Source organism: Streptomyces sp. NPDC055239, from assembly GCF_053606205.1.
On the sequence record NZ_JBSGRD010000002.1, the window covers coordinates 812448 to 836549 of the forward strand.

The following is a 24102-nucleotide window of genomic DNA, read 5'->3' on the forward strand; positions in this document are numbered from 1 at the left end:
TGTGCGACTCGATCCAGAGAAACAGGGCTGAAGCGTCTCCGCAATGACCCCTTTTACTAGTGGATGTCGCATGCAGGAAGAAGGTCCTTTGTGTGACGTGGCTCTCAATCCCCAGGTCAGGGCGCATATTGACGCGTCCGCGACAAGGCGAATGCTCTACGAGCCCCCTTCGTAGAGGACCAAAGACCTGTGCGCCGCCTCACCCCGAAGGGGCCTCCATGTAACGGAGAGCGGGCAGCCGCCTACGCCTTGGGCCCCTCGAATGTGACCTGGGCCTCGAAGGCGGCCCTGCGCGTGGCCCGGCGCAGCGCCTTGAGGACCGCGGGCCCCAGCGCGAGGCTCAGCAGGACGGTGACGACGGCGCGGGGCAGGTCCCAGCCGAGCGAGGTCGCAAGGCAGTACGCGATGAAGCGGCCGAGGTTGTCGCCGACGGGGTCGCCCGGCACGAAGGACACGCCGGTCGCCAGGCCGCCGATGTAGGGCCAGCCCTGGAGGTTCATGACGGTGCCGTACAGGACGGACGAGACGGCTCCATAGGCGGCGAGCAACCACAGCTCGCGCCGCCCGCGAAGGCTGTGGGCGCCCGGCAGCAGCCCCGCGCCCATGCAGACCCACCCCATGGACAGCATCTGGAACGGCATCCACGGCCCGACGCCCCCGGTGAGGAGCGCCGAGGCGAACATGGACACGGAGCCGAGCACGAACCCGAACCCGGGCCCGAGCACACGCCCGCTGAGCACCATGAGGAAGAACATCGGCTCGATCCCGGCCGTCCCCGCCCCCAGCGGCCGCAGCGCGGCCCCCGCCGCGGCGAGCACCCCGAGCATCGCGATGGCCTTCGCGTCGAGCCCGACATCGGCGATCGTCGCCACGACGACGGCGAGGAGCAGCGGCAGCAGCGCCGCGAACAGCCAGGGCGCGTCCTGGGCGTGCGCGCTGAGCCCCGATTCCCCGCTCGCGACGAGCGGCCACCCGAAGGCCACGACGCCGACCGCGCTGACGAGCGCGAGGGCGCCGATGGAGCGCGGGCCGAGGCGGATGGGGCGGGCCTGGCGGGGGACGGCCCGACCGGTGGCGGGAGCGGGGCTCACGCGGTCCCACCCTCCTCGCGCAGCGCCTCCCGTACCTCTGTGACCGTCAGCCACTTCTGCGGGGCCAGGATCTTGGTGGTCTGCGGGGCGAAGGAAGGGGACGAGACCACGATCTCCGGGGTCGGGCCGTCCGCGACGATCTCGCCGTCGGCGAGGATCGCCACCCGGTGGGCGAGCTCCGCCGCCAGTTCCACGTCGTGCGTGGCCAGGACGATCGCGTGCCCTTCGGCGGCCAGGCCGCGCAGGAGCGTGACCAGGCGGGCCTTGGCCGCGTAGTCGAGGCCCCGGGTCGGCTCGTCCAGGAGGAGAAGGGGAGGGCGTGCGGTCAGGACGATCGACAGGGCCAGGGTCAGGCGCTGGCCCTCCGAGAGGTCGCGGGGGTGGGTGTCGTCCGCGATGCCGGGGAGCAGCTCGGTGACCAGGGCGCGGCAGGTACCCGCCTCCGCCGCCGCGTCGTGGTCGGCGGCGGCGCACTCGGCGGCCACCGTGTCCGCGTAGAGGAGGTCACGTGGTTCCTGGGGGACCAGGCCCACGTGGCGGATCAGCTCGCGCGGGCCCGTGCGGTGCGGGACGGCGCCGCCCACGCGGACCGAGCCCGCCGACGGTTCGAGCAGGCCGACCAGTGTCGAGAGGAGCGTGGACTTGCCAGCGCCGTTGCGGCCCATCAGGGCAACGGTCTCGCCCGCGCGGACGGTGAGGTCCACGCGGCGCAGGGCCTCCACGCGGCCCCGGCGGACGGCAAGGCCGGTGATGCTCGCGGCGGCTGCCTCCGTGGCATCCGTCTTCGTGCACCTGCGCAGGACTGGGCGGCGCGATTCGGGAGGAGGTGTGGCCGTGGCCTCCTCGCGTTCGTGCGGACCGGCTCCCGCGAGAGCAAGGCGCTCCCGCAGCGCGCCCGCCCTGCGCCGTGCGTCCCGCACCGTCAGCGGCAGCGGGGACCAGCCCGCGAGGCGGCCGAGGCCCACCACCGGCGGGTAGACGGGCGAGACGGCCATCAGCTCGGCGGGATCCCCGAGCACGGGTGCCTCGCCCGGCGCCGCGAGCAGCAGCACCTGGTCCGCGTACTGCACGACCCGCTCCAGGCGGTGTTCGGCCATCAGGATCGTCGTGCCCAGGTCGTGGACGAGCCGCTGCAGTACGGCGAGTACTTCCTCGGCGGCGGCCGGGTCGAGGGCCGACGTCGGTTCGTCGAGCACGAGGACCTGGGGGTGGGGCGTGAGCACCGAGCCGATGGCGACGCGCTGCTGCTGACCGCCGGAGAGCGTGGCGATGGGGCGGTCGCGCAGATCGGCGAGGCCGAGCAGGTCCAGGGTCTCCTCGACCCGGCGGCGCATCACGTCGGGGGCGAGTCCGAGCGACTCCATGCCGTACGCGAGCTCGTCCTCGACGGTGTCCGTCACGAAGTGCGAGAGCGGATCCTGGCCCACCGTGCCGACGACGTCCGCGAGTTCACGTGGCTTGTGGGTACGGGTGTCGCGCCCCGCCACCGTCACACGGCCCCGCAGGGTGCCCCCGGTGAAGTGCGGCACGAGCCCGCTCACCGTGCCGAGCAGCGTCGACTTGCCGACCCCCGAAGGCCCGACGAGGAGCACCAACTCACCCTCGGGCACGGCGAGATCGACCCCGCGCACGGTGGGCTCCGCGACCCCTTCGTACGTCACGGAGACATCCTCGAAGCGGATCATGAGGACTCCTTGGAGCGAACGCGGGTGGAAACAGGGGCGGCGGAATCGGCGGGCACCGGCGCCACGAAGGCGGGCAGAAGACCGATAAGGACGGCCGCCGCCGGCCACAGCGGCAGCGTCGGCGCGGTCAGGGGGACGACTCCGGGGTGCAGGGCGGCAGCGTCGTACGAGGCGGCCCAGATCATCAGACCCGCCACCGCGATCCCCGACCCTGCGACGAGCCAGGCGCGGACGCCCCAGGGGTCGGGGCGGTAGCGGGTGCGGACGGAGCGCCGACCGCCCAGGCGCAGTCCCGCGAGGGCGGCGAGCAGACCGACGGCCAGGACGGGCAGGCCGTACCCAGTGCCACCCGCCGTGAGCAGGCCGTACGTTCCCGCGCAGACGCCCATCAGGCCGCCGAGCGTCAGTACCGCCGTGGTCCTGCGCACCCCTGCGGGCACCGGAGCGCTGCGGCCGAAGCCGCGCGCGTCCATCGCGGCGGCCAGGGCCACCGACCGCTCAAGGGCGCCCTCAAGAACCGGGAGCCCGACCTGGAGCAGCCCCCGGATGCCCTTGTCCGCACGCCCGCGAAGGCGCCGCGCTCCCCGAAGACGCTGCACGTCCATGATCAGGTTCGGCGCGAACGTCATCGCGACGACGATGGCGACCCCCACCTCGTACAGCGCGCCCGGCAGCGACTTGAGCAGCCTGGCCGGGCTCGCGAGGGCGTTGGCCGCGCCGACACAGATGAGGAGTCCCGCGAGGCGCACCCCGTCGTAGAGCGCGAAGAGCAGCCCCTCGGCCGTCACCCTGCCCCCGATCCGCACGCCCTTCGCCCAGTCGGGCAGCGGCACTTCGGGGAGCGTCACGATGACGTGGCTGCCGGGGATGGGGGAGCCGAGGACGACGGCGAAGACGAGCCGGATCGCGATCACGACGAGACCCAGCTTCACGAACGCGCCGTACGACCGCGCCCACGGTGCCGACGTCCTGCGTGCCGCGACGACATAGCCCGCGACCCCGATGAGGAGACCGAGCAGCAGGGGATTGGTGGTGCGGGACGCCGCGACGCCGAGCCCGAGCGCCCACACCCACCAGGCGCCCGGGTGCAGCGCGTTGCTCCGGTGCGCTTCGGGGGCCAGGCGCCGCCGCAGCGCACCGGGTGCGGTGCTCGGGTGATCGTTCATGGTGCGGGTCAGCCGCGTCGGCGGCGTGCCTGCCAGAGGGCGGCCCCGCCGAGCAGGGCGATGGCGGCGACACCCGCGATCAGGCCGACGGAGGGACCACCGGAGTCGCTCCCCTTGTCGCTCGCGGCGGGCGTCTTCTCCGACTTCTTCTCGGACTCGCCGTTGCCCGCGACCTGCTCCCCGCACCCCGACTTCGGGTAGTCGGCGATGGCGCACAGGAGCGCGTTGCTGTCGTAGCGCAGTGGTTTCGCGACCGCGGCGAGGGCGTCCGCGCTCGTCGCGTCCTCCGCGATCAGCGCGCAGGCGGTACGCGGCTTCGGCGGGGTCTCGCCTTCGGGGGCGTCACCCGGGGTACCGAAGTCGATGACCAGGGCGATCCGTTTGCGGCCGTCCTTCGCGGGGGTCTTGGCACAGATGGCGGCGAAGTCCGCGGCGGTGCTGGTGTCGCCCGTGTCGCCAGTGGTGCCGCGCGGCTTCGCGGAGTCCTGCGAGTCCTCGGACACGGAGAACCGGAAGCCCTGGACGGCGCCGTCTTCGGGCCGTGCGGTGCTGGGCCCCTGGCTCGCGTAGGCCCACTTGGAGCCGTCCCGGTCCCAGAAGGACCAGTAGCGGTAACCGGCGGCCTGGGCGGGGGCGGCGGCGAGGACACCGAGCAGGGCGGCGACGAACGCCCCCACCACCAGGTGGCCCCACCGCGCGCGACCCCGCGTCACAGCTGCTGCTTCTTCTTGTTGCCGCTGTACAGGAAGCCGATGCCGATACCGGCGACCATGCCGACGCCGATGATCCACCAGATGCTCAGGCCGCCGCCGTCGTCACTGTCCTTCTTCTCGTCGGCGGCCTTCTCGGTCGCCTGCGGGGCGGGACCCGTCGCGTTCAGCTGCTTGACCAGGTCCGCGCCGCCGAAGTCGCGCGGGTCGAGGCCCGATGCGTGGGCGGCGAAGATCAGCTGGGCGTAGGCGGCGGGGCCTGACTTCTTGGCCCACTCCGCGGAGTTCTTCGACAGCCACTCGGCCGACTTCTTGGCCTGCTCCGGCTGGCCGGCCGCGGCGAGCGCGAGCACGGAGTCCGCGGTGTTGCCCAGGTCGGGCATGTTCTTGGCGCCGGGCAGCGAGGACATCAGGTGGTCGTCGCCCTTGGCGAGGGTCTTCAGGAGGTAGCCCGTGCCGTTCGACGCCGCCTGCTCGGCGGTGTCGGCCTTCGCGCACTTCGGGGCTGCGGCCTCCTTCTTCGCCTCGTCCACGACCAGGCCCTTGCCGTGGGCGCCGAGTACGCCCGCCGCCGTGGCGTCCGCGTTCGGCGCGAGCTTGCCGGTCTTGACGTCCGCGAGGCCGAAGGCTCCGCCGTCCTTCTCGCAGCTCATCGAGAGGGCGGGCAGCGCGTCGTACGCGGACTTGCCGTCCTGCGACTTCACCGACTGCGGCTTCTCGCCCGCGGCGGCGAGCGCGCCGATCACGATGCCGGTGGAGTTGGCGTCGGAGTCCATGCCGGGGCTGTAGCCCCAGCCGCCGTCCTGGTTCTGCACCGACTTCAGCCAGCCGACGCTCTTCTTGACCGCCTTGTCCTGACCGCCGAGCGCGGCGAGCGCCTGCACGGCGGACGCCGTCATGTTGCTGTCGACCATGGTCTTGGAGTCGCACGGCTCGCTCGCGTCGGCGCGGTACGAGGTGAAACCGCCGCTCGAGCACTGCTGGCCCGTGAGCCAGTCGACGGACTTCGCGGCGGGCTTCACACCGACCGCGTCCTGGGCGAGCAGCGCGTACGACTGCCGGAACACGCCGTCGAACTTGGGGTCCGAGTCGCCGTAGAGACCGGAGGGAAGCGCGGCGGACGGCGACGGCGACGGGCTCTCCGCGAAGGCGGCCGGGGCGGCGGCCGAACCGAACACGGCGACGGCGGCCAGGACCGCTGCGCTGCGGCGAACGTTCATGATGCGGCGGGTGCCTCTCCCTGCGGGGAGCGGGGCAGCACGGGCACGTAGCGGGCACGGGCACCGGGCGGCTCCGGCTCCGTATACCTCGACGGTGCCACTCATCGGGGGCCCCGATGAAGCGAGCCGGTCATGCTCCGTACCGGGCATTCCGGCTACCCGCTGACGCGGTTCACGGCTGCGGGTCAGCGCCGGATTCGCACCGGCTTTCCCCCGTACGGGCATGATGACGACGGGCTCACTCTACCGGCCCGTAGGGAGCCCGGCCCGGGGTGCCCGCCCCGGGGGACCCGAGGTCACACCGCCCGGTACCGCACCGGATCGTTGCCCACTGCCTCCGCCCGCCCCAGCTTCACCAGGCGCCGCACATGGGCCTCCGCCTCGGAGACCGCGATGTTCCGCGAGCCGTAGCGGATCTCGGCCCAGGGGCGGTTCCACTCCATCTGCTCGGCGAGCTGCCAGGGGGTGAGGGGCTTGGCGAGGAGGGCGAGCAGGTCCGTCAGACGCTCCTCGTGGTGGGCCAGGATCTCCCGCACCCGGGCCGGGGCGTCCGTGAACGCGTACTGATGCGCGGGAAGGACCTCGGCGGGGCCCAGGCGGCCGATGCGCTCCAGGGAGTCGATGTAGTCGCCGAGGGGGTCGGTGACGGTGTCGTCGTCGGGGTCCTCGTAGAGGCCGATGTGCGGGGTGATGCCGGGGAGCAGATGGTCGCCGGAGAACAGACGGCCGTGTCCGGGCAGTCGCGCCGGGTGCTCCTCCTCCAGGTGCAGGCAGACGTGGCCGGGGGTGTGACCCGGGGTCCAGATCGCGCGGAGCCTGCGCCCCGGCAGTTCGAGCAGCTCGCCCGGTGTGATGTCCCGGTCGGGGAGCGCGGCGGCCATGCCCGGGAGGCGGGGTGCGCGGCCAGCGTCGCGGGCGGCGAGCAGCGGTGTCAGATGCTCGGCGGGGGCGCCTGCGGACGTCAGCTTCTCCACCATGTAGTCGAACCAGCGCGCGGGCGGCCCCGTGCGCGTGCGGCGTACGACCGACGCGTCCGCCTCGTGCATGGCGATCCACGCGCCCGATGCCTCGCGGACCTTGGCCGAGAGGCCGTGGTGGTCGGGGTGGTGGTGGGTGATGACGACGCCGTGCACCGCTTCGACGGACGTGCCGCAGGCGGCGAGGCCGGTGGCGAGGGCGTCCCAGGACGTGGGGTCGTCCCAGCCCGTGTCGATGAGGACCGGGCCCGCGTCGGTGTCCAGGAGATGGACGAGGGTGAAGCCCAGGGGGTTGTCGGGGATCGGGACCTTGATGCTCCATACGCCCCCGCCGTGCTCGGTCACCTGCGGTTCGGTCACCTGCGTCATCGGGCGCCCTCTTCTTCTCTCGTCCGTAACTAGAACTAGTTCCAATGATCGCCCAAGTCGACCGTTCACTCAGGCTACTTGAGCCTTGCCCTCCGTGGACTACTGGAACTAGAACTGGTATCAGTTCTGAAACAGTGTCAGAAAGCGTGCCGCGCAGGCGGAATCCCGCAGGAGGCAGTCAGCCATGACCGAGCTCGTGGAACACGGACAGCTGTTCATCGGCGGGGAGCTGGTGGACCCCCTCGGCAAGGACGTCATCGAGGTGATCTCGCCGCACACCGGCCGGGTCTTCGCGCGGGTGCCGCACGCCGCGCCCGCCGATGTCGACCGGGCCGTCGCCACTGCGCGGAGGGCGTTCGAGGACGGGCCCTGGCCCCGGATGACGCTCGACGAGCGGATCGAGGTCATCACCAAGATCAAGGACGCGTTCGCGGTACGGCACGAGGAGATCGCCCGCGTCATCAGCTCCGAGAACGGCACCCCGTACACCTCGAGCGTGATGGTGCAGGCCCTGGCCGCGATGATGGTCTGGGACTCGGCGCTCACGGTCGCGCGCAACTTCACCTACGAGGAGGAGCGCGACGGAGCACTCGGCAAGATCCTCGTCCGGCGCGAGCCGGTCGGCGTCGTGGCGGCCGTCGTCCCGTGGAACGTCCCGCAGTTCACCGCGGCGGCCAAGCTCGCGCCCGCGCTGCTCGCCGGGTGCCCGGTGATCCTCAAGACCTCGCCCGAGGCGCCGCTCGACGCCTACATACTCGCGGAGATCGCCACCGAGGCGGGTCTTCCGCAGGGTGTGCTCTCGATCATCTCGGCGGACCGCGAGGTGAGCGAGTACCTCGTCGGGCACCCCGGTATCGACAAGGTGTCCTTCACCGGTTCCGTCGGCGCGGGCAAGCGCGTCATGGAGGTCGCGGCCCGCAATCTCACGCGCGTGACCCTGGAGCTGGGCGGCAAGTCGGCCGCGGTGATCCTGCCGGACGCGGACGCGTCGGCGGCGGTCGCCGGCATCGTCCCCTTCGCCTGGATGATCAACGGCCAGGCGTGCGTGGCCCAGACCCGCATCCTCGTGCCGCACTCGCGCTACGACGAGTTCGCCGACGCCTTCGCCGCCGCGGCCGGAGCGCTCAAGGTCGGCGACCCGCTCGACCCGGCGACCGAACTCGGCCCGCTGGTCGCCAAGCGGCAGCAGCAGCGCTCGCTCGACTACATCCGCATCGGCCAGGAGGAGGGCGCCAAGATCCTGACGGGCGGCGGGCGTCCGGCGGGGCTCGACGAGGGCTGGTACGTCGAGCCCACGCTCCTCGGCGGCGTGGACAACTCGATGCGCGTCGCCCGCGAGGAGATCTTCGGCCCGGTCATCTGCCTTCTTCCGTACGGCGACGAGAGCGAGGCCGTGAAGATCGCCAACGACTCGGACTACGGGCTCAGCGGCAGCGTGTGGACGGCGGACGTGGAGCGCGGCATCGACATCGCGCGCCGGGTGCGCACCGGAACGTACTCGGTGAACACCTTCAGCCTCGACATGCTCGGACCGTTCGGCGGCTACAAGAACTCCGGTCTGGGGCGGGAGTTCGGGCCCGAGGGGTACGGCGAGTACTTCGAGCACAAGATGATCCACCTCCCGGCGGGCTATGAGGGGACGGGTGCCTGATGGGTGACCGCTGGCACGTCGAGGTGGACCGCTCCGTCTGCATCGGCTCCGGGATGTGCGTGATCACGGCACCGGGCGGGTTCGCGCTCGACTCCGCCCGGCAGTCGCACCCCGCGGATCCCGAGACCGACGCCAACGAGAAGGTGCTCGAAGCGGCCGAGGGGTGTCCGGTCGAGGCGATCACGATCACGTTGTCCGGCAGCGGGGAGGTCGTCTTCCCGCCGGAGGACTGATCGGGCTGGCGTTGGCCGGGACTTCACTTCCGCGACGCCGCCGACACTGGGTTGCATAAGCCCTGTACGTATTATGTTCGATCGAACGGGTGCGAACAGGACTTTACCCATGCGTTCCGCATGGCCGATCGATGACATCCGTGACTGTCCGTCCCCTTTGCGGCCTGGAAATCTCTCCTCCAGACCACAAGGGGGAGGGGACACCGTGGACAAGCGGTACGAGGTCTACTGTCTGGCCGACAGGCACTTCTACGAGACTCCGGACCGTTTGTCCGTGGGCGGCAGCGCCCCCGATTTCGAGACGGCGGGGCGCCCGGTCCCGCCGGGATGGCGGTCGGCGCGCCAGGGCGACTGGCTGACCTTCGTCCCCGTCGACGAGGACGGGCACGCGAGGACCGCGCCCCAGCAGGGCTGGAAGATCCACGTCTCCGCCACGCTGGAGAACGCCGACCGGATCGCCGCAGTGGTCACGGACTACTGCGTGCCGCGCTCCGTCCCCTTCAAGTACATCGCGGGACGGCGCCTGCTCCACCTGCGCAACAGCAAGTACGCGGGGCGCGACGGCAGCGGGAAGTTCGCGACGATCTACCCCGCCGACGAGCAGCAACTGCACGCTGTTCTGGGCGAGTTGGGGCGATTACTCGCAGGGCAGGAAGGCCCCTACATCCTCACCGACCTGCGCTGGCAGGAAGGCCCGCTGTACGTCAGGTACGGCGCCTTCACCCGCCGCATGTGCGCCGACGAGCGCGGTGGTCTCGTCCCCGCGATCGAGGACGATCAGGGGTGCCTCGTCCCCGACTCGCGCGACCCTGCCTTCCGGGTCCCCGAGTGGGTGACGCTCCCGCCGTTCCTCGAATCCCAGCTGACGGCGCGCAACAACACGACGGTCAGCGACCTGCCGTACCGCATGGAAAAGGCGCTGCACTTCTCCAACGGCGGCGGGGTCTATGTGGGCACCGACACCAGGGACGGCCGCAAGGTCGTCCTGAAGGAAGGCCGGCCGTACGCGGGCCTGGCGTCCGACGGGGCCGACGCCGTGGCCCGTCTGGAGCGCGAACGGGACGCGCTGGAGAAACTGGCGGGCCTCGGCGTCGCGCCCGAGGTGCGGGACTGGTTCGAACTGGGCGGCCACCGCTTCCTCGTCATGGACTTCCTTGAGGGCCGCACCCTCAACTCCTTCTTCGCGGACCGCCATCCGCTGCTTGTCAGCGAACCGGACGCCGACGCGATCGCCGCGTACACGGCCTGGGCGCTGCGGATCCACCGTGCCGTCGAGGAAGCCGTCGCGGCCGTGCACGGACGAGGTGTCGTCTTCAACGACCTCCACATGTTCAACATCATGGTCGCGCCCGACGAACAGTCCGTCTCCCTCCTCGACTTCGAGGCGGCGGGGCGTGTGGGTGAGGGCGGCAGGCAGATCGTGGCCCACCCCGGATTCATCGCGCCCGCCGACCGCGAGGGCGTGGACGTCGACCTCTATGCCCTCGCCTGTCTGCGGCTCGCGCTCTTCCTGCCGATCACCACACTGCTCGCCGTCGACCGGGGCAAGGCGGCGCACCTCGCGACAGTGATCGCGGCCGAATTCCCTGACGTACCGGCGGAGTTCCTCGCCGAAGCGGTGGCGGAGATCGAGCGCGGCGGGCAGGACGGGGCGTCCGTGTCCACGCCCGCATCCACGCCCGCATCCACACGTGTATCCGCACCTGTATCCGCACCGCTCGTCGACGTCGCCGACTGGCCCGCAAGCCGGGACTCGATGGTCAAGGCCATCCTCGCCTCGGCCACCCCGGAGCGCGACGACCGGCTCTTCCCCGGCGACATCGCGACGTTCACCGACGGCGGCGGGCTCGGCCTCGCACACGGCGCGGCCGGAGTGCTGCTCGCCCTCGCCGAGGGCGGCGGCGAACGCTACGAAGAGGGCGAGCGCTGGCTCCTGAAGCGCACCGAATCCGCGCCGCCCGGCACGCCCCTCGGCCTCAACGACGGCCTCGCGGGCATCGCCCACGTACTCGAACGGCTCGGTCACCGCACCCGCGCGCTCGACCTGATGGAGCTCATCCTCCAGGAGAACTGGCAGCGGCTGCCCTCCGACCTGAACGGCGGCCTTGCCGGGCTCGGCCTCGCCCTCGACGCCCTGGCGCACAGCGCAGGGGAGGAAGGCCTGGCCCAACACGCTCTCCGAGCGGCTGAGTTGATCGGCGACCGCCTCGCTGCCGCTGCCGAAAACCCGCCGAAGAAGGGGCGGCCCCGGGCCGGACTGCTGCACGGGGCGACCGGCCCCGCGCTCCTCTTCCTCCGGCTCTACGAGCGGAACGGCGACACCGCCCTCCTCGACCTGGCGGCGCGGGCCCTGCGCGCGGACCTCGACCGGTGCGTGGCAAGGCCCGACGGCAGCATCGGGGTGGACGAGGGGTGGCGCACGATGCCCTACCTCGGCGACGGCAGCGTCGGCATCGGGATGGTCGTCGACGACTACCTCGCGCACCGGGACGACGCCGGGTTCGAGGCGCTGCGGCCGGGCATCCTGACCACCGCGCGCTCACGCTTCTGCGTGCAGCCGGGCCTGTTCCAAGGGCGGGCCGGACTGCTTACGCACATCAACCGCAGCACCGCACCCGGCATCACGCCCGAGGACGTCGCCGCGCAGATCGAGGGACTCGGCTGGTTCGCGATGCCTTACGAGGGCCAACTCGCCTTCCCCGGCCACCAGATGCTGCGTCTTTCGATGGACCTGCACACCGGAACGGCGGGCTGTCTTCTCGCCCTCGCCGCCGCCCTGGGGGACGGCGGAGCACACGTCCCCTTCCTGCCGCCTCTGAGGCGGCCCCAGAGCCGGTCCCGCCACGCAGCGGGGTCGTGACACCACCCGATAAGGACAACTGCGTCCCCAAAAGAGAGGCAACTCCCATGGCACTTCTCGACCTGCAGAGCATGGAGTCCGACGAGATGACCGGTGGCGGCCACGGTGGTGGCGGCAGCAACGTGAGCCTCCTCCTGTGCTGGAGCGACGCGAGCGTCCTGCTCTGTCTGTGACACCGGTCCGTGCCTGACCGGCACGGTTCCTGGGGGACCGGGCGGCGCCTCTCCTCAGAGGCACCGCCCGGCTCCACCGATGTCAGGGGCTGTTGTGGCGGATGGCTGTTACGGGGCGATCTGTCGCGGACGGCCGTTGCGGGGTGCTGCGGCTCGGCCGCTCTGTTGCGGACGGGCAGGTCTCGGGTAGCGGTCCCGGGCGCCTCGTCGCGGACAGCATCTACTGGCACTCCGCCCCGGCCACTCCATGACCCACTCCACCCCGGCCACTCCACGACGTGCAGCCGTCACGTGGCGTTCCACCACGGCCGCTCAACCCCCGGCCACCCCGCCCGGACACGAGGACTGCGAGGACCCGTACCGCATGGCGACCACGACCACCCGGCCTCCTCGGCCCGACAGGCCCGGCCACGACGCGGGACTGTTGAAGGCCGCCACCCGCCACAGTGCCGCCCGTTGCGTGGCCCTGGTGCTGTGCAGCGTCGCGGGGGCCGGAGCGAGTCTCCTCCTGCCGTTCGCCATCGGCCGCGCCCTCGATACCGTGCTCGCGGGGCACGCGGCCGGACACGTCGGTGCCGACGCCACCCGCTGGATCCTCGTGTGCACGGCGCTCGTCGGCGCGAGCGCACTTCTCGACGCCTGCGACGGCGTCCTCACCGGAACCACCAACGCCCGCACCACGGCCTGGCTGCGCGGCCGGGTCGGGCGCCACGTCCTTGCCGTCGGGCCGCGCGCCACCGCCCGCTTCGCCCCCGGCGACCTGGTGGCCCGCCTCATCGACAACGCGGCACACGCGGGCGTCGCGCCCGCCACGCTCGCCGCGCTTCTCGCCGCCCTGGTCGCGCCCGTCGGCGCCGTCGTGGCCCTCGTCCTGATCGACGGCTGGCTGGCCGTGGTGTTCGTCGTGGGCGCACCCGTACTCGTCCTGCTCCTGCGGGCGTTCGTGCGCGTCTCGTCCGACTGCGTGGCGCGCTACCAACAGGTCCAGGGCGACATCGCGGGCCGCCTCGGCGAGGCGATCGGCGGGGCCAGGACCGTCACGGCCGCGCACACCGAGGACAAAGAGGCGCGGCGCATCCTCGGGGCGCTGCCCGAACTCTCCCGCCAGGGACATCGGATGTGGCGGGTCCAGGGCCGCTCCCAGGCGCAGGCCGTCGCGGTCGCGCCCCTCCTGCAGATCGCGGTCGTCGCGGTCGCGGGCCATCTGGTGGTCCAGGACCGCATCACCGTCGGCGAGTTGCTCGCCGCTTCCCGGTACGCGGTGCTCGCCACCGGGATCGGCATGCTCGTCGGACAGCTGGGGGCACTGGTACGGGCGAGGGCGGCGGCGAGGCGCCTGGGGGAGGTGCTCGCCGAGCCCGAGACCTCGTACGGGCAGTCTGAACTGCCCTTGGGCGATGGACTGCTGGAAGTGCGTGGCGTGAGAGTGACTCGCGGCGGGCGTGCCGTGCTCGACGGGGTCGACCTGACGGTTCCCGCAGGCGGCACGCTCGCCGTGGTCGGGCGCTCCGGCGCGGGCAAGTCGCTTCTGGCGTCCGTCGCGGGCCGGCTCGCCGACCCCGACGAAGGGGACGTACGCCTCGACGGTGTCCCCCTGCGCTCGCTCAGCCGCGAGGAGCTGCGCCGCGAAGTCGGCTACGCCTTCGAGCGGCCCGCGCTGCTCGGTACGACCCTGGAGGGCACGATCGGCTTCGGCGCCCCGCGCCCGACGCCGCCCCGCATCCGCGAAGCGGCCCGCGCCGCCCACGCCGACCCCTTCATCACGCGCCTCCCCGACGGCTACGCGACACCCTGCGCAGAGGCGCCCCTCTCCGGAGGCGAGGCTCAACGCCTGGGACTGGCAAGGGCGTTCGCGCGAGGCGGGCGGCTCCTGATCCTTGACGACGCCATGTCGAGCCTGGACACGGTGACGGAACACCACATAGCCGAGGCCGTGCTCCACCACACCCCGCACCGCAGTCGCCTGATCATCGCCCACCGCGCGGCGACGGCGGCCCGCGCGGACTCCGTGGCCTGGCTCCACGAGGGCCGGATACGCGCGGTGGGCACGCATGCGGAACTGTGGGAGCGGCCCGAGTACCGGGAGGTGTTCGGAGCATGAGGCGCGAGGAGTCGTCCTGGGCGGCCCCGCAGGGCCCCTACCGCCGAGGTGTCCGCTTCCTGTGGCGCAGGTGGCCGGTGCTGCTGCGGCTCGCGCTCTGGTCCGTCCTGGAGACCGGGCAGACCTTCCTCACCGGATACGCCCTCGCACGCGCCCTGGACGACGGATTCCTCGCGGGCCGTGAGGCGGTGGGTCTCGGGTGGCTCGGCGGGGCCGGGCTCGGCGTGGTCGTGGCCGCGTACGGCACGGGACGGGTGTACCGCTCGGTCGCCGATCTGGTCGAGCCGCTGCGGGACACCCTGGTCAGGCAGGTCGTCGGGCGGGGACTGCGGGACGCCGACGGCGCCTCCGTCTCCCGGCTCACCCAGCAGGTGGAGATCGCCAGGGACACGTTCGCCGGCCTGGTCCTGGTGTCCCGCTCCTTCGTCTTCACGGCGGCGGGCGCACTGATCGGCCTGTTTTCGCTTGCCCCGCTCCTCCTTCTTGTGGTGGCGCCGCCGCTGCTCGCCGGTGTCGCCCTGTTCGTGGCGAGCCTGCGGCCCCTGGCCAGGCGCCAGGAGAGGTTCCTCGTCGCGGACGAGGGCATCGCGGGTCAACTGGGCGCGGTCACACCGGGGTTGCGGGATGTCGCGGCGGCGGGCGCGGAGCGGGACGTGGCCGCTGACCTGGACCGGGGCGTCGCCACGGAGTACGCGGCGGCCCGCGCCCTCGCCCACTGGGGCCTCCTGCGCACGGCCGCCCTGACGACCGGCGGCCAGCTGCCGCTCGTCCTGCTCCTCGTCACGGCTCCCTGGCTCCTGAACCACGGAGTGACCCCGGGCGCCCTGGTGGGGGCGATCGCCTACGTCACCCAGGCGCTGCTCCCCGCCCTGCACAACCTGATCCACGGCCTGGGTACGAGCGGCTCCCGCCTGGCGATCGTCCTGCGCCGCCTGACGTGGACTCCGGGGGGTCCGGGCGAGGGGACGGCGGCGGCACCCGCGCCGGGTGCGGGTGAGGAGAACGCAGCAGAGGCCCCCGCTCCTGAGCAGGCCCCCGCCCCTGAAGAGGCCCCCGCGCTCCAGCTCTCCTCCGTCACCTTCGCCTACGGCCCCCTCGCCGAGCCCGTCGTACACGACCTGTCGCTCACCGTCCCGCGCGGCGGCCATCTGGCGGTCGTCGGCCCCAGCGGGATCGGCAAGTCGACGCTGGCCGGGCTCGTGGCCGGGCTACTGGAACCAGGGGGCGGTGTCGTCCGCGTGGAGGGGCGGCCCGTGCGAGGTCAAGAGGCTGTGGGGCGGCGGGTGTTGATCCCGCAGGAGGCGTACGTCTTCAGCGGTACGGTGCGGGAGAACCTGGAGTATCTGCGCGCGGACGCCGTCGGCGACGCGGAGCTGCTGAGCGCCGCGCGGGCCGTCGGACTCGGCGGGGTGATCGAGCGCCTTGGCGGGCTCACCGCCCCCGTCGACCCGGCCACGCTCTCCGCGGGTGAGCGTCAGCTCGTCGCGCTGACCCGCGCCTATGTCTCGTACGCGCCCCTGGTCCTGCTCGACGAGGCCACCTGCCACCTCGACCCGATGGCGGAGGCCCGCGCAGAGCGGGCGTTCGCGGCGCGCCCCGGCGGCACCCTCGTGGTGATCGCCCACCGCATCAGCTCGGCCCGCCGCGCCGACCGGATCCTGGTGATGGACGGGACGCACACCCTGTGCGGCGGCCACGACGAGCTTCTTGGCAGCTCCTCGCTCTACCGTGAGCTGTCCGGCAACTGGGGCCCTACGGATCCGGGTCCACTGAACGGGGCGTCACACCCAGCCCTCCCCGCGCGAGATCCGTATGGCGTCGATCCTGTTGCGGGCCCCGGTCTTGCGGGTGATGGCGGCCATGTAGTTGCGCACCGTTCCGTTGGACAGGTGCAGGCGGTTCGCGATCTCGGCGACGGGCGCGCCCTCGGCGGCGAGGGACAACACCAGTAACTCGCGGTGGGTGAGCGGCATCTGAGCCGCTTTCAGGAACCCGAACCCAAGGGAATCGTCCACGAACCGCCGCCCGGCGGCCACCTGTCTTATCCCGGCGAGCAGCCTGTCGGGCGGGCTCGCCTTGTCCACATAGCCGAGGACGCCTGCCTCCATGCAGCGGCGCAGCAGCCCGGGACGGTTCCCGGACACCAGGACGAGGAGCGGGCTTCCGAGCCCGCCGCTCACCGGATGGGAGTGCTCCCCGAACTCGGCGGAGGCGTAAGCCGTTTCGCCGTCGGGGTCGACCACGCAGACGTCGGGTCGCACCGCGCCGGTACGGTCGCGTGCGCTGCGCCACGGTGCATGGAACACCTCCAAGTCCGGCTCACGGGCGATACGTTCCGCGAGCGCCGATCGCAGTAGACAGGCATCGTGCACGAGAAGAACCCGGATCACGTTCTGATCCCCCAGGTCTTCGTTTCTGGTCCCGATGGCTTCATTCAGCACGTAGACCATTCATAGCGGCGTCAACCACTTGTACGGACGCGGAAACTGGCCAAGCGCGACCCGGGCGAGGCTCAGGGGCGCAATTGCCAGATGCGCGTGCGCCCCCTGTGCAACGACTAAGGGTTTGTGGTCTCAGGGTTTGCGATCGGCCTCGGGAGACGTCAGATCGATCAGACGGCACACCATCTCGATGTCGATCTTGACCTGCGCGATCGACGCCCGCCCCGAGAGCCAGGTGATCAGCGCGGAGTGCCAGGTGTGCTCGATGACCCGGACGGCCGAGAGCTGCTCGGGGGTCGGGGCGTCCGCCAGGCCCATCGCGTCCAGGATGATCGCCGTGGTCAGCCGCGAGACCGTGTCCACCTCGGGGCTCACCGAGCGGTCGGCGAAGGTCAGCGCCCTGACCATGGCGTCCGCCAGATGGGGCTCGCGCTGCAGGGCGCGGAAGGCCCGCATCAGCGTCTCGGCGCACCGCTCGGCGGGCGTCTCACCGGCGGGCGGGCGCTTACGGATCGTCGTGTGCATGTGCTGCAGCTGGTCCTGCATGGTGGCGACCAGGAGATGCACCTTGGAGGGGAAGTAGCGGTACAGCGTGCCGAGGGCGACACTCGACGACTCGGCGACCTCGCGCATCTGCACCGCGTCGAATCCGCCCCTGCTCGCGAGTTGGGCGCTTGCGTGCAGGATGCGGCGACGGCGCGCCTCCTGCCGTTCGGTCAGGGGCGGCGACGCCGGATCAGCTGCTGCGACTTGCGCTGCCTTGGCTTCCGATGACATATGTCCCGTTGTTCCGTCGTCCCGTTCCGGTCACGTGGTCGGCAAGCATGGCAGGGCACCCGCCGTGGCGCGAATCACCTGATCCGGGCCTTACAGCGCGGCTACCTGCCGGTAGATTCAAAGCTCGTTCAGCGATCATTCAGCGATCAAGTCTGAAACTTGTTCTAGATTACCGTCCCGGCGTAACCTCGCGGACAACCGCAGGGAGAAGGGGGCCGAGAGTGACCGCTGAGGCCATGGAGGCGGGCCCCCGGACGGGGCCACAGGGCGCTGATGGCGACCGTCCGCTGCGCATCGCTCTCCTCACGTACAAAGGCAACCCGTTCTGCGGGGGCCAAGGCGTCTACGTACGTCACCTCTCGCGCGAGCTGGCCCGCCTCGGCCACAGCGTCGAAGTGATCGGCGCACAGCCCTACCCCGTCCTGGACGAGGGCTTGGCGGGCCTCAAGCTCACCGAGCTGCCGAGCCTCGACCTCTACCGCTCGCCGGACCCCTTCCGCACGCCGAAGCGCGGCGAGTACCGCGACTGGGTCGACGCCCTCGAAGTGGCGACGATGTGGACCGGCGGCTTTCCGGAGCCCGCGACGTTCAGCCTGCGCGCCCGCCGCCATCTGCGCGCCAGGCGGGGCGAGTTCGACGTTGTGCACGACAACCAGACGCTCGGCTACGGCCTGCTCGGCGATCTCGGCGCCCCGCTCGTCTCGACGATCCATCACCCCATCACCGTGGACCGCGGCCTTGACCTGGACGCGGCGCCCGACTGGCGGCGCCGCATGTCCGTGCGCCGCTGGTACGCGTTCACGCGCATGCAGAAGCGGGTGGCCCGCCGCCTGCCCTCCGTGCTCACCGTCTCCGGCACGTCGCGCCAGGAGATCATCGACCACCTCGGCGTACGCGAGGACCGCATCGACGTCGTGCACATCGGCGCCGACACCGACCTCTTCTCGCCGGACCCCTCGATCCCCGAGGTGCCGGGCCGGATCGTCACCACGTCCAGCGCGGACGTCCCGCTCAAGGGCCTCATCCACCTCGTCGAGGCGCTCGCCAAGGTCCGCGCCGAGAACCCCGCCGCCCACCTCGTCGTCGTCGGCAAGCGCGCCGAGGACGGCCCGGTCGCGCAGGCGATCGAGAAGTACGGCCTCGCTGACGCCATCGAGTTCGTCAAGGGCATCACCGACGAGGAACTGGTGAACCTCGTCCGCTCGGCCCAGGTCGCCTGTGTCCCTTCGCTCTACGAGGGCTTCTCGCTCCCCGCGGCCGAGGCGATGGCGACGGGGACGCCGCTGCTCGCGACGACCGGCGGTGCGATCCCGGAGGTCGCGGGCCCCGACGGCGAGACCTGCCTGGCCGTGCCGCCCGCCGACCCCGGCGCGCTCGCCGCGGGCCTGAGCAGGCTGCTCGGCGACCGCGAGCTGCGGGTCCGCCTCGGCGCGGCAGGACGCGAGCGGGTCCTCGCCAAATTCACCTGGGCCCGCGCCGCCCAGGGCACCGCAGACCTGTACCGCGCGGCGATCGCCGGAAAAAACGCGGCCCCGCAATCCGGCCGCCCCCCGGCCACCACCCCGACGTACTCCGGGAGCCCTCGCTGATGCTGACCGTCGATTTCACCCGCTTCCCGCTCGCCGCGGGCGATCGCGTACTTGACCTGGGCTGCGGCGCGGGCCGGCACGCCTTCGAGTGTTACCGGCGGGGGGCCCAGGTGGTGGCCCTCGACCAGAACGGCGAGGAGATCCGCGAGGTCGCCAAGTGGTTCGCCGCGATGAAGGAGGCGGGCGAGGCTCCGGCGGGCGCGACCGCCACGGCGATGGAGGGCGACGCGCTCAACCTGCCCTTCCCCGACGCCTCGTTCGACGTCGTGATCATCTCCGAGGTGATGGAGCACATCCCCGACGACAAGGGCGTACTCGCGGAGATGGTCCGTGTCCTGAAGCCGGGCGGCCGCATCGCGGTCACCGTCCCGCGCTACGGCCCCGAGAAGATCTGCTGGGCGCTCAGCGACGCGTACCACGAGGTCGAGGGCGGCCACATCCGCATCTACAAGGCGGACGAACTGCTCGGCAGGATGCGCGAGGCGGGCCTGAAGCCGTACGGCACGCACCACGCGCACGCCCTGCACGCGCCGTACTGGTGGCTGAAGTGCGCGTTCGGCGTGGACAACGACAAGGCGTTGCCGGTGCGGGCGTACCACAAGCTCCTGGTCTGGGACATCATGAAGAAGCCACTGGCGACGAAGGTGGCGGAGCAGCTGCTCAACCCGGTCGTGGGCAAGAGTTTCGTGGCGTACGCGACGAAGCCGCACCTGCCGAAGGCCGACGTGACGTCTGACGCCGAGTCCGACGCGAAGACCGACGTCAAGACCGACGCGTGACGAGCCCGGAGCGGACGGAACACCTTGTCCTGCCCGGCGTCCTGACGGCCGATCAGGCAACCCGGACAGTCCACGGGATTCTGGCCGTCCAGCGCGAGGACGGCGCGATTCCCTGGTTCCGCGGCCACCACCTGGACCCCTGGGACCACACCGAGGCCGCCATGGCGCTGGACGCGGCGGGCGAGCACGCGGCGGCGGGCCGCGCCTACGACTGGCTCGCGCGGCACCAGAACCCGGACGGGTCCTGGTACGCGGCGTACGCCGACGGCGATCCGCACGACGTGAGCGACCGGGGCCGCGAGACGAACTTCAGCGCGTACGTCGCCGTGGGCGTCTGGCATCACTACCTCTCGACGGGCGACGACACGTTCCTGGACCGCCTGTGGCCCACGGTGGCGGCGGCGGTGGAGTTCGTGCTCACGCTGCAGCAGCCGGGCGGCCAGATCGGCTGGAAGCGCGAGCCGGACGGGACGCCGGTCAACGACGCCCTCCTGACGGGCAGTTCCTCGATCCACCAGGCGCTGCGCTGCGCCCTGGCGATCGCCGAGCAGCGCGAGGAGGCGCAGCCGGACTGGGAACTGGCGACGGGCTCGCTGGCCCACGCCATCCGCAGTCACCCCGAGCGCTTCCTGGACAAGGACCGCTACTCGATGGACTGGTACTACCCGGTTCTCGGCGGCGCGCTGGCGGGCGCGGAGGCCAAGTCCCGCGTGGAGGAGGGCTGGGACCGCTTCGTGGTGCCGGACCTGGGCGTACGTTGCGTCATCCCCAACAACTGGGTGACGGGCGGCGAAAGCGCCGAACTCGCTCTGGCCCTATGGGTATTGGGCGAATCCGACCGCGCCCTGGAGATCCTCCAGTCGATCCAGCACCTGCGCGATGCGGAGACCGGCCTCTACTGGACGGGCTACGTCTTCGACGACAAGGCGATCTGGCCCGAGGAACTGACCACGTGGACGGCGGGCTCGCTACTGCTCGCGGTAGCGGCACTGGGCGGCGACGAGGCCACCTGCGCGGTGTTCTCGGGAGAACGCCTGCCGGTGGGCCTCGCGCCGGAGTGCTGCGGGGCGGCTGCGGGATAGCTGCGCCGTGCTCAGTAGCGGCGCAGGCGTCCTGCGATGGCGTGGCCGATGAAGACGTATACGAGGGCTGCCAGGCCGTAGCCGCAGACGACTCGGGCCCAGGCCTTGTCGAACGTGAACAAATCGTGTGACCAGCCGGCCAGCCAGCGGGCCACGTCGTGGATGAATTGGACGAGGTCGTTGGCGCGGTTCGCGTCCAACAGGTACATGAGGATCCACAGGCCGAGGATGATGGCCATGACGTCCGCGACGATGACGATGACCCTCGCTGCAGTGCTGCCACGTGCTTGTCGGGTGGACATGACAGCCGTGTACCTGGATCGGGCCGGTTGAAACCCGTACGGGCTCGCCCGGGTGGCGGGCCCGCCCGTCCGGGGTGAGGCTGCCGGGAGAGCTGTCCACTCCCGGAGGTCTCCGTGTTGCTGTCCGCCGCGACCGTACGCCGGTCGCTCGTCGCCCCTGTGCTGTGCGGGGCCCTGCTCGGTGGCTTGACCGCGTGCGACAGCGACGCCGACGCCGCTGACACCGCACACGCGTCGTCCACACCGTCCGCCACCAGTTCCGCGCAGAAGCAGAAGCTCGCGAAGACGCGGTTCGTGGCGAACGCGGGGATCGCCGCCGGGGCGACGTACCAGTGGATCGTGAAGCCGTTTCGCGCGGGCAAGTTCAAGAAGGGGGCCAACGGGCGGAAGTTCGCCCTGATCAAGGCCGGGCTCGCGGGGACGCTCGCCTACAACCGCCTCAAGGCGGCATCGAAGAACGCCAAGGGCGACCCGACGCTGTCCAAGGCGGTGGCTCCGCTGACGGCGGGCATCGACGCGTTGAAGGACCTTCCCTCGAAGCTGCGCAAGGGGGACTCGACCGACTCGGTCGTGAACTCCTTCGACGACGTCATCAACAAGGTGAAGGACGCCGGTAAGGGCGCGGGAGCTGAGATCAAGGACAAGGTGCCGTCGGCCGGGGACTTGGCGAAGAGCTGAGGACATCTTGTACCGGGGGTCCAGGGGACGGAGCCCCATGGTTTCGGGAAGGGGCGGGATGGGGGATCGCCCCGCAGGGATTTCCCCGCAGGGCCCGCCCCTACCTAGCTGTTCAACTCCGCAAGCACCCGCAACGTATGCCGATCAGGCGCCAGCACAAGCAGATCCGTCACCGGCCCCTTGCGCCACAACTCCAGCCGTTCAGCAATCCGTTCACGCGGCCCCACCAGCGAAATCTCGTCGGCGAACTGATCCGGCACCGCAAGGACCGCCTCCTCCCGCCGCCCCGCAAGAAACAGCTCCTGAATCCTCCGCGCCTCCTCCTCGAACCCCATCCGCGCCATCAGATCCGCATGAAAGTTTCGCGCGGAGTGCCCCATTCCGCCGATATAGAACCCCAGCATCGCCTTGACCGGAAGCAAGCCCTCCGCAACGTCGTCGCAGACCTTCGCCCGCGCCATGGGTGCGATCATGAAGCCGTCCCGCACGCCCGCGAGCGACGCCTCGTACACATCGGCCCGCATCGGCGACCAGTAAAGGGGCAGCCACCCGTCCGCGATCCGCGCCGTCTGCGCGATGTTCTTCGGCCCCTCCGCGCCGAGGAGCACCGGCAGATCGGCCCGCAGCGGATGCGTGATCGGCTTCAGGGGCTTGCCGAGGCCGCTTCCGTCCTCCCCCTGGTAGGGGTGCGAGTGGAAGCGCCCGTCGAGGGCGACCGGTCCCTCCCGCCGCAGCACCTGGCGGATGACGTCCACGTACTCCCGCGTGGCGGTAAGCGGCGACTTCGGGAACGGCCTGCCGTACCACCCCTCCACCACCTGCGGCCCGGAAAGACCGAGCCCGAGCATCATCCGCCCGCCGGAGAGGTGGTCCAGGGTCAGCGCGTGCATCGCGGTCGTCACCGGCGACCGCGCCGCCATCTGTACGACCGCCGTACCCAGCTTGATCCGCGAGGTCTGCGCCGCGATCCAGGTGAGAGGGGTGAAGGCGTCGGACCCCCACGCCTCCGCCGTCCACACGGAGTCGTACCCGAGCCGCTCGGCCTCCTGGGCGAGTGCCACGTGCCCGGGGTCGGGGCCGCGCCCCCAGTAGCCGAGAGCGAGTCCCAGGCGCATACCTGTGCTCATCCCCGATCCTTCCTGACGGTCCGTCAGTTCAGTGCAGGGTGGCGACTGTACGACAACGGCCCCCCGCCCGGAAGGGCGAGGGGCCGCGAGCTGCGGAAGAGATCAGCCGATCAGCCGCGCTGGATCCCCGTGGTGTCCTGCAGCACGCCGCGACGGCCGTCCTGCGTCTGGGCCACCAGGCCGGGACCGCGCTGCTCGACGGCCAAGTACCAGGTGCCGGGCGCCAGTTCGGCGATCGGCGTCGGCGAACCGTCCTCCGCGTACAGCGGACGCGGCACCGGCACGGCGAACCAGAACGGCGAGAAGTCACCGGTGGCCTGCGCCGCCCCGGGAGGCGGCGTCTGCTGCCCCGGCTGCGGCTGACCCGGCTGGGCGCCGAAGGGCTGACCCTGCTGGGGCTGACCGGGCTGGGCGCCGTACGGCTGGCCCTGCTGCGGCTGGCCCTGCGCACCGGGGTACCCGTAACCACCCTGCGGCTGGCCGCCGTAGGGCTGGGGGGCGGCGGGACGCGGGGCGCCGATGAGGGGGGCCTTGAAGGCCGGGACCGTCAGGGAGAGGACCGCCCCGGCGACCAGGACCAGCGTGGCGATCAGGGAGAGGATGGTGCCGATACCGGCGTCGATGCCGCTGTCGCCCTGCCCCATGTTGTCGAGGCCGCTGGCCGGGTCGAAGATCTGGCCGAGGGCGCTCCAGAGCGCGGCCACGGAGAACACGACGCCGAAGTGGCCGAGGTCGATGCCGAGGACCTTCGGGGCCGCGGGCAGGCCGCGGGCCACGATGATGCAGACGGCGCCGATGAGCCCGGCCAGGGTGACGCTCATGAGGAACGGCCCGCTGTTCCAGGCATTGGGCATGTCGGCGGAGTCCGAGAGGGTTTTGATGTCCCAGATGTCCAAGAACGAGGCGATGAACAGCAATACCGCTGCCCCGATCACCACGCCGTCGCCTCGAGTGAGAGAGCGGATATTCACTTCAGGTCCTTCGTCAGTCGTCTCGTCGGTGGAGGCGTCGCTCGCCCCAGGTGGCGGCGCGGAGCGCGGGGATGGCCCCCCATCGTACGAAGGACATTATCGTCCGCACGGGTGGGGTGT

General features: G+C 71.5%; 20 protein-coding genes, 1 pseudogene and 1 riboswitch. Of the genes and pseudogenes, 10 read left to right on the plus strand and 11 right to left on the minus strand.

Translation table 11 applies throughout. From position 1 onward, the window contains the following. Window positions 1-242: 242 nt before the first annotated feature. The 6 genes from ACWFRJ_RS09810 to ACWFRJ_RS09835 all read right to left on the minus strand — a co-directional run bounded on the left by ACWFRJ_RS09810 (window position 243) and on the right by ACWFRJ_RS09835 (window position 7218). Complete coding sequence (locus ACWFRJ_RS09810; protein WP_453526489.1) at window positions 243-1091, minus strand: ECF transporter S component; 849 nt, start codon at window positions 1089-1091, stop codon at window positions 243-245. Then, window positions 1088-2776 carry an ABC transporter ATP-binding protein gene (locus tag ACWFRJ_RS09815; protein WP_453526492.1) on the minus strand — a complete coding sequence of 563 codons (1689 nt, stop codon included), beginning with the start codon at window positions 2774-2776 and terminating at the stop codon, window positions 1088-1090. The genes ACWFRJ_RS09810 and ACWFRJ_RS09815 overlap by 4 nt, the downstream gene beginning before the upstream one ends. Then, a complete protein-coding gene (locus tag ACWFRJ_RS09820) occupies window positions 2773-3942 on the minus strand; it encodes an energy-coupling factor transporter transmembrane component T (RefSeq protein WP_453526496.1) in 1170 nt (389 codons plus the stop codon). Before ACWFRJ_RS09820 ends, ACWFRJ_RS09815 begins: the two co-directional genes overlap by 4 nt. Before the next feature lie 8 nt (window positions 3943-3950). Next, on the minus strand, window positions 3951-4655 hold the full coding sequence (locus tag ACWFRJ_RS09825; protein ID WP_453526499.1) for an SCO2322 family protein: 705 nt from the start codon (window positions 4653-4655) through the stop codon (window positions 3951-3953). Further along, on the minus strand, window positions 4652-5872 hold the full coding sequence (locus tag ACWFRJ_RS09830; RefSeq protein ID WP_453526502.1) for a prenyltransferase/squalene oxidase repeat-containing protein: 1221 nt from the start codon (window positions 5870-5872) through the stop codon (window positions 4652-4654). The genes ACWFRJ_RS09825 and ACWFRJ_RS09830 overlap by 4 nt, the downstream gene beginning before the upstream one ends. Window positions 5873-5979: 107 nt before the next feature. After that, window positions 5980-6129, minus strand: a riboswitch (cobalamin riboswitch). Window positions 6130-6168: 39 nt separating this feature from the next. Then, the gene (locus ACWFRJ_RS09835) at window positions 6169-7218 is read right to left on the minus strand and encodes an MBL fold metallo-hydrolase (RefSeq protein WP_453526505.1); all 1050 of its coding nucleotides are present in this window, start codon (window positions 7216-7218) and stop codon (window positions 6169-6171) included. Between the two features lie 184 nt (window positions 7219-7402). Between ACWFRJ_RS09835 and ACWFRJ_RS09840 the strand changes: the two genes are divergently transcribed. From ACWFRJ_RS09840 to ACWFRJ_RS09865, 6 genes and pseudogenes are all read left to right on the plus strand, one after another. Further along, a complete protein-coding gene (locus tag ACWFRJ_RS09840) occupies window positions 7403-8869 on the plus strand; it encodes an aldehyde dehydrogenase (RefSeq protein ID WP_453526508.1) in 1467 nt (488 codons plus the stop codon). After that, window positions 8869-9102 carry a ferredoxin gene (locus tag ACWFRJ_RS09845; RefSeq protein WP_344521034.1) on the plus strand — a complete coding sequence of 78 codons (234 nt, stop codon included), beginning with the start codon at window positions 8869-8871 and terminating at the stop codon, window positions 9100-9102. Before ACWFRJ_RS09840 ends, ACWFRJ_RS09845 begins: the two co-directional genes overlap by 1 nt. 205 nt (window positions 9103-9307) lie before the next feature. Beyond that, the gene (gene lanKC, locus ACWFRJ_RS09850) at window positions 9308-11962 is read left to right on the plus strand and encodes a class III lanthionine synthetase LanKC (RefSeq protein WP_453526511.1); all 2655 of its coding nucleotides are present in this window, start codon (window positions 9308-9310) and stop codon (window positions 11960-11962) included. Between the two features lie 47 nt (window positions 11963-12009). Continuing rightward, window positions 12010-12135, plus strand: a complete 126-nt coding sequence (locus ACWFRJ_RS09855) for a SapB/AmfS family lanthipeptide (protein WP_383271570.1) — start codon at window positions 12010-12012, stop codon at window positions 12133-12135. A 364-nt stretch (window positions 12136-12499) separates the two neighbouring features. Further along, window positions 12500-14236, plus strand: coding sequence for an ABC transporter ATP-binding protein (locus ACWFRJ_RS09860; RefSeq protein ID WP_453526515.1), 1737 nt, complete (start codon window positions 12500-12502; stop codon window positions 14234-14236). Continuing rightward, window positions 14233-15765, plus strand: a pseudogene (locus ACWFRJ_RS09865) (ATP-binding cassette domain-containing protein); the annotation flags it as partial. The gene ACWFRJ_RS09860 and the pseudogene ACWFRJ_RS09865, both read left to right, overlap by 4 nt. 252 nt (window positions 15766-16017) lie before the next feature. Here the strand turns inward: ACWFRJ_RS09865 and ACWFRJ_RS09870 are convergent. After that, window positions 16018-16626 carry a response regulator transcription factor gene (locus ACWFRJ_RS09870; protein WP_453526518.1) on the minus strand — a complete coding sequence of 203 codons (609 nt, stop codon included), beginning with the start codon at window positions 16624-16626 and terminating at the stop codon, window positions 16018-16020. Window positions 16627-16809: 183 nt separating this feature from the next. Further along, on the minus strand, window positions 16810-17454 hold the full coding sequence (locus tag ACWFRJ_RS09875; RefSeq protein WP_453526521.1) for a TetR family transcriptional regulator: 645 nt from the start codon (window positions 17452-17454) through the stop codon (window positions 16810-16812). Between the two features lie 221 nt (window positions 17455-17675). Between ACWFRJ_RS09875 and ACWFRJ_RS09880 the strand changes: the two genes are divergently transcribed. Genes ACWFRJ_RS09880 through ACWFRJ_RS09890 form a run of 3 tightly spaced genes read left to right on the plus strand, consistent with a single transcriptional unit; the run spans window position 17676 to window position 20904 of the window. Further along, window positions 17676-19043, plus strand: a complete 1368-nt coding sequence (locus ACWFRJ_RS09880; protein WP_453526524.1) for a glycosyltransferase family 4 protein — start codon at window positions 17676-17678, stop codon at window positions 19041-19043. Beyond that, window positions 19043-19822: a methyltransferase domain-containing protein gene (locus ACWFRJ_RS09885; protein ID WP_453526527.1), complete on the plus strand. Its 780-nt coding sequence runs from the start codon at window positions 19043-19045 to the stop codon at window positions 19820-19822. The genes ACWFRJ_RS09880 and ACWFRJ_RS09885 overlap by 1 nt, the downstream gene beginning before the upstream one ends. Beyond that, window positions 19819-20904 carry a prenyltransferase gene (locus ACWFRJ_RS09890; RefSeq protein WP_453526530.1) on the plus strand — a complete coding sequence of 362 codons (1086 nt, stop codon included), beginning with the start codon at window positions 19819-19821 and terminating at the stop codon, window positions 20902-20904. The genes ACWFRJ_RS09885 and ACWFRJ_RS09890 overlap by 4 nt, the downstream gene beginning before the upstream one ends. 11 nt (window positions 20905-20915) lie before the next feature. On the opposite strand, the gene ACWFRJ_RS09895 is transcribed toward ACWFRJ_RS09890, so the two are convergent. Continuing rightward, complete coding sequence (locus ACWFRJ_RS09895) at window positions 20916-21206, minus strand: hypothetical protein (RefSeq protein ID WP_453526532.1); 291 nt, start codon at window positions 21204-21206, stop codon at window positions 20916-20918. A gap of 114 nt (window positions 21207-21320) precedes the next feature. Between ACWFRJ_RS09895 and ACWFRJ_RS09900 the strand changes: the two genes are divergently transcribed. After that, window positions 21321-21884, plus strand: coding sequence for a hypothetical protein (locus ACWFRJ_RS09900; RefSeq protein WP_453526535.1), 564 nt, complete (start codon window positions 21321-21323; stop codon window positions 21882-21884). 104 nt (window positions 21885-21988) lie between these two features. Here ACWFRJ_RS09900 and ACWFRJ_RS09905 read toward each other — a convergent pair whose 3' ends face one another. Together ACWFRJ_RS09905 and ACWFRJ_RS09910 are read right to left on the minus strand one after the other, a co-directional pair. Beyond that, a complete protein-coding gene (locus tag ACWFRJ_RS09905) occupies window positions 21989-22999 on the minus strand; it encodes an LLM class F420-dependent oxidoreductase (RefSeq protein WP_453527181.1) in 1011 nt (336 codons plus the stop codon). A 122-nt stretch (window positions 23000-23121) separates the two neighbouring features. Beyond that, entirely contained in the window at window positions 23122-23982 is an 861-nt protein-coding gene (locus ACWFRJ_RS09910; protein ID WP_453526538.1) for a hypothetical protein, read from the minus strand. Window positions 23983-24102: the final 120 nt, after the last annotated feature.

Coding starts and splice junctions, on each gene's coding strand:
- ACWFRJ_RS09815 (WP_453526492.1), bottom strand. CDS start 2,776: ATGATCCGCTTCGAGGATGTCTCCGTGACGTACGAAGGGGTCGCGGAG.
- ACWFRJ_RS09820 (WP_453526496.1), bottom strand. CDS start 3,942: ATGAACGATCACCCGAGCACCGCACCCGGTGCGCTGCGGCGGCGCCTG.
- ACWFRJ_RS09830 (WP_453526502.1), bottom strand. CDS start 5,872: ATGAACGTTCGCCGCAGCGCAGCGGTCCTGGCCGCCGTCGCCGTGTTC.
- ACWFRJ_RS09835 (WP_453526505.1), bottom strand. CDS start 7,218: ATGACGCAGGTGACCGAACCGCAGGTGACCGAGCACGGCGGGGGCGTA.
- ACWFRJ_RS09840 (WP_453526508.1), top strand. CDS start 7,403: ATGACCGAGCTCGTGGAACACGGACAGCTGTTCATCGGCGGGGAGCTG.
- ACWFRJ_RS09845 (WP_344521034.1), top strand. CDS start 8,869: ATGGGTGACCGCTGGCACGTCGAGGTGGACCGCTCCGTCTGCATCGGC.
- ACWFRJ_RS09855 (WP_383271570.1), top strand. CDS start 12,010: ATGGCACTTCTCGACCTGCAGAGCATGGAGTCCGACGAGATGACCGGT.
- ACWFRJ_RS09860 (WP_453526515.1), top strand. CDS start 12,500: ATGGCGACCACGACCACCCGGCCTCCTCGGCCCGACAGGCCCGGCCAC.
- ACWFRJ_RS09875 (WP_453526521.1), bottom strand. CDS start 17,454: ATGTCATCGGAAGCCAAGGCAGCGCAAGTCGCAGCAGCTGATCCGGCG.
- ACWFRJ_RS09885 (WP_453526527.1), top strand. CDS start 19,043: ATGCTGACCGTCGATTTCACCCGCTTCCCGCTCGCCGCGGGCGATCGC.
- ACWFRJ_RS09895 (WP_453526532.1), bottom strand. CDS start 21,206: ATGTCCACCCGACAAGCACGTGGCAGCACTGCAGCGAGGGTCATCGTC.
- ACWFRJ_RS09905 (WP_453527181.1), bottom strand. CDS start 22,999: ATGCGCCTGGGACTCGCTCTCGGCTACTGGGGGCGCGGCCCCGACCCC.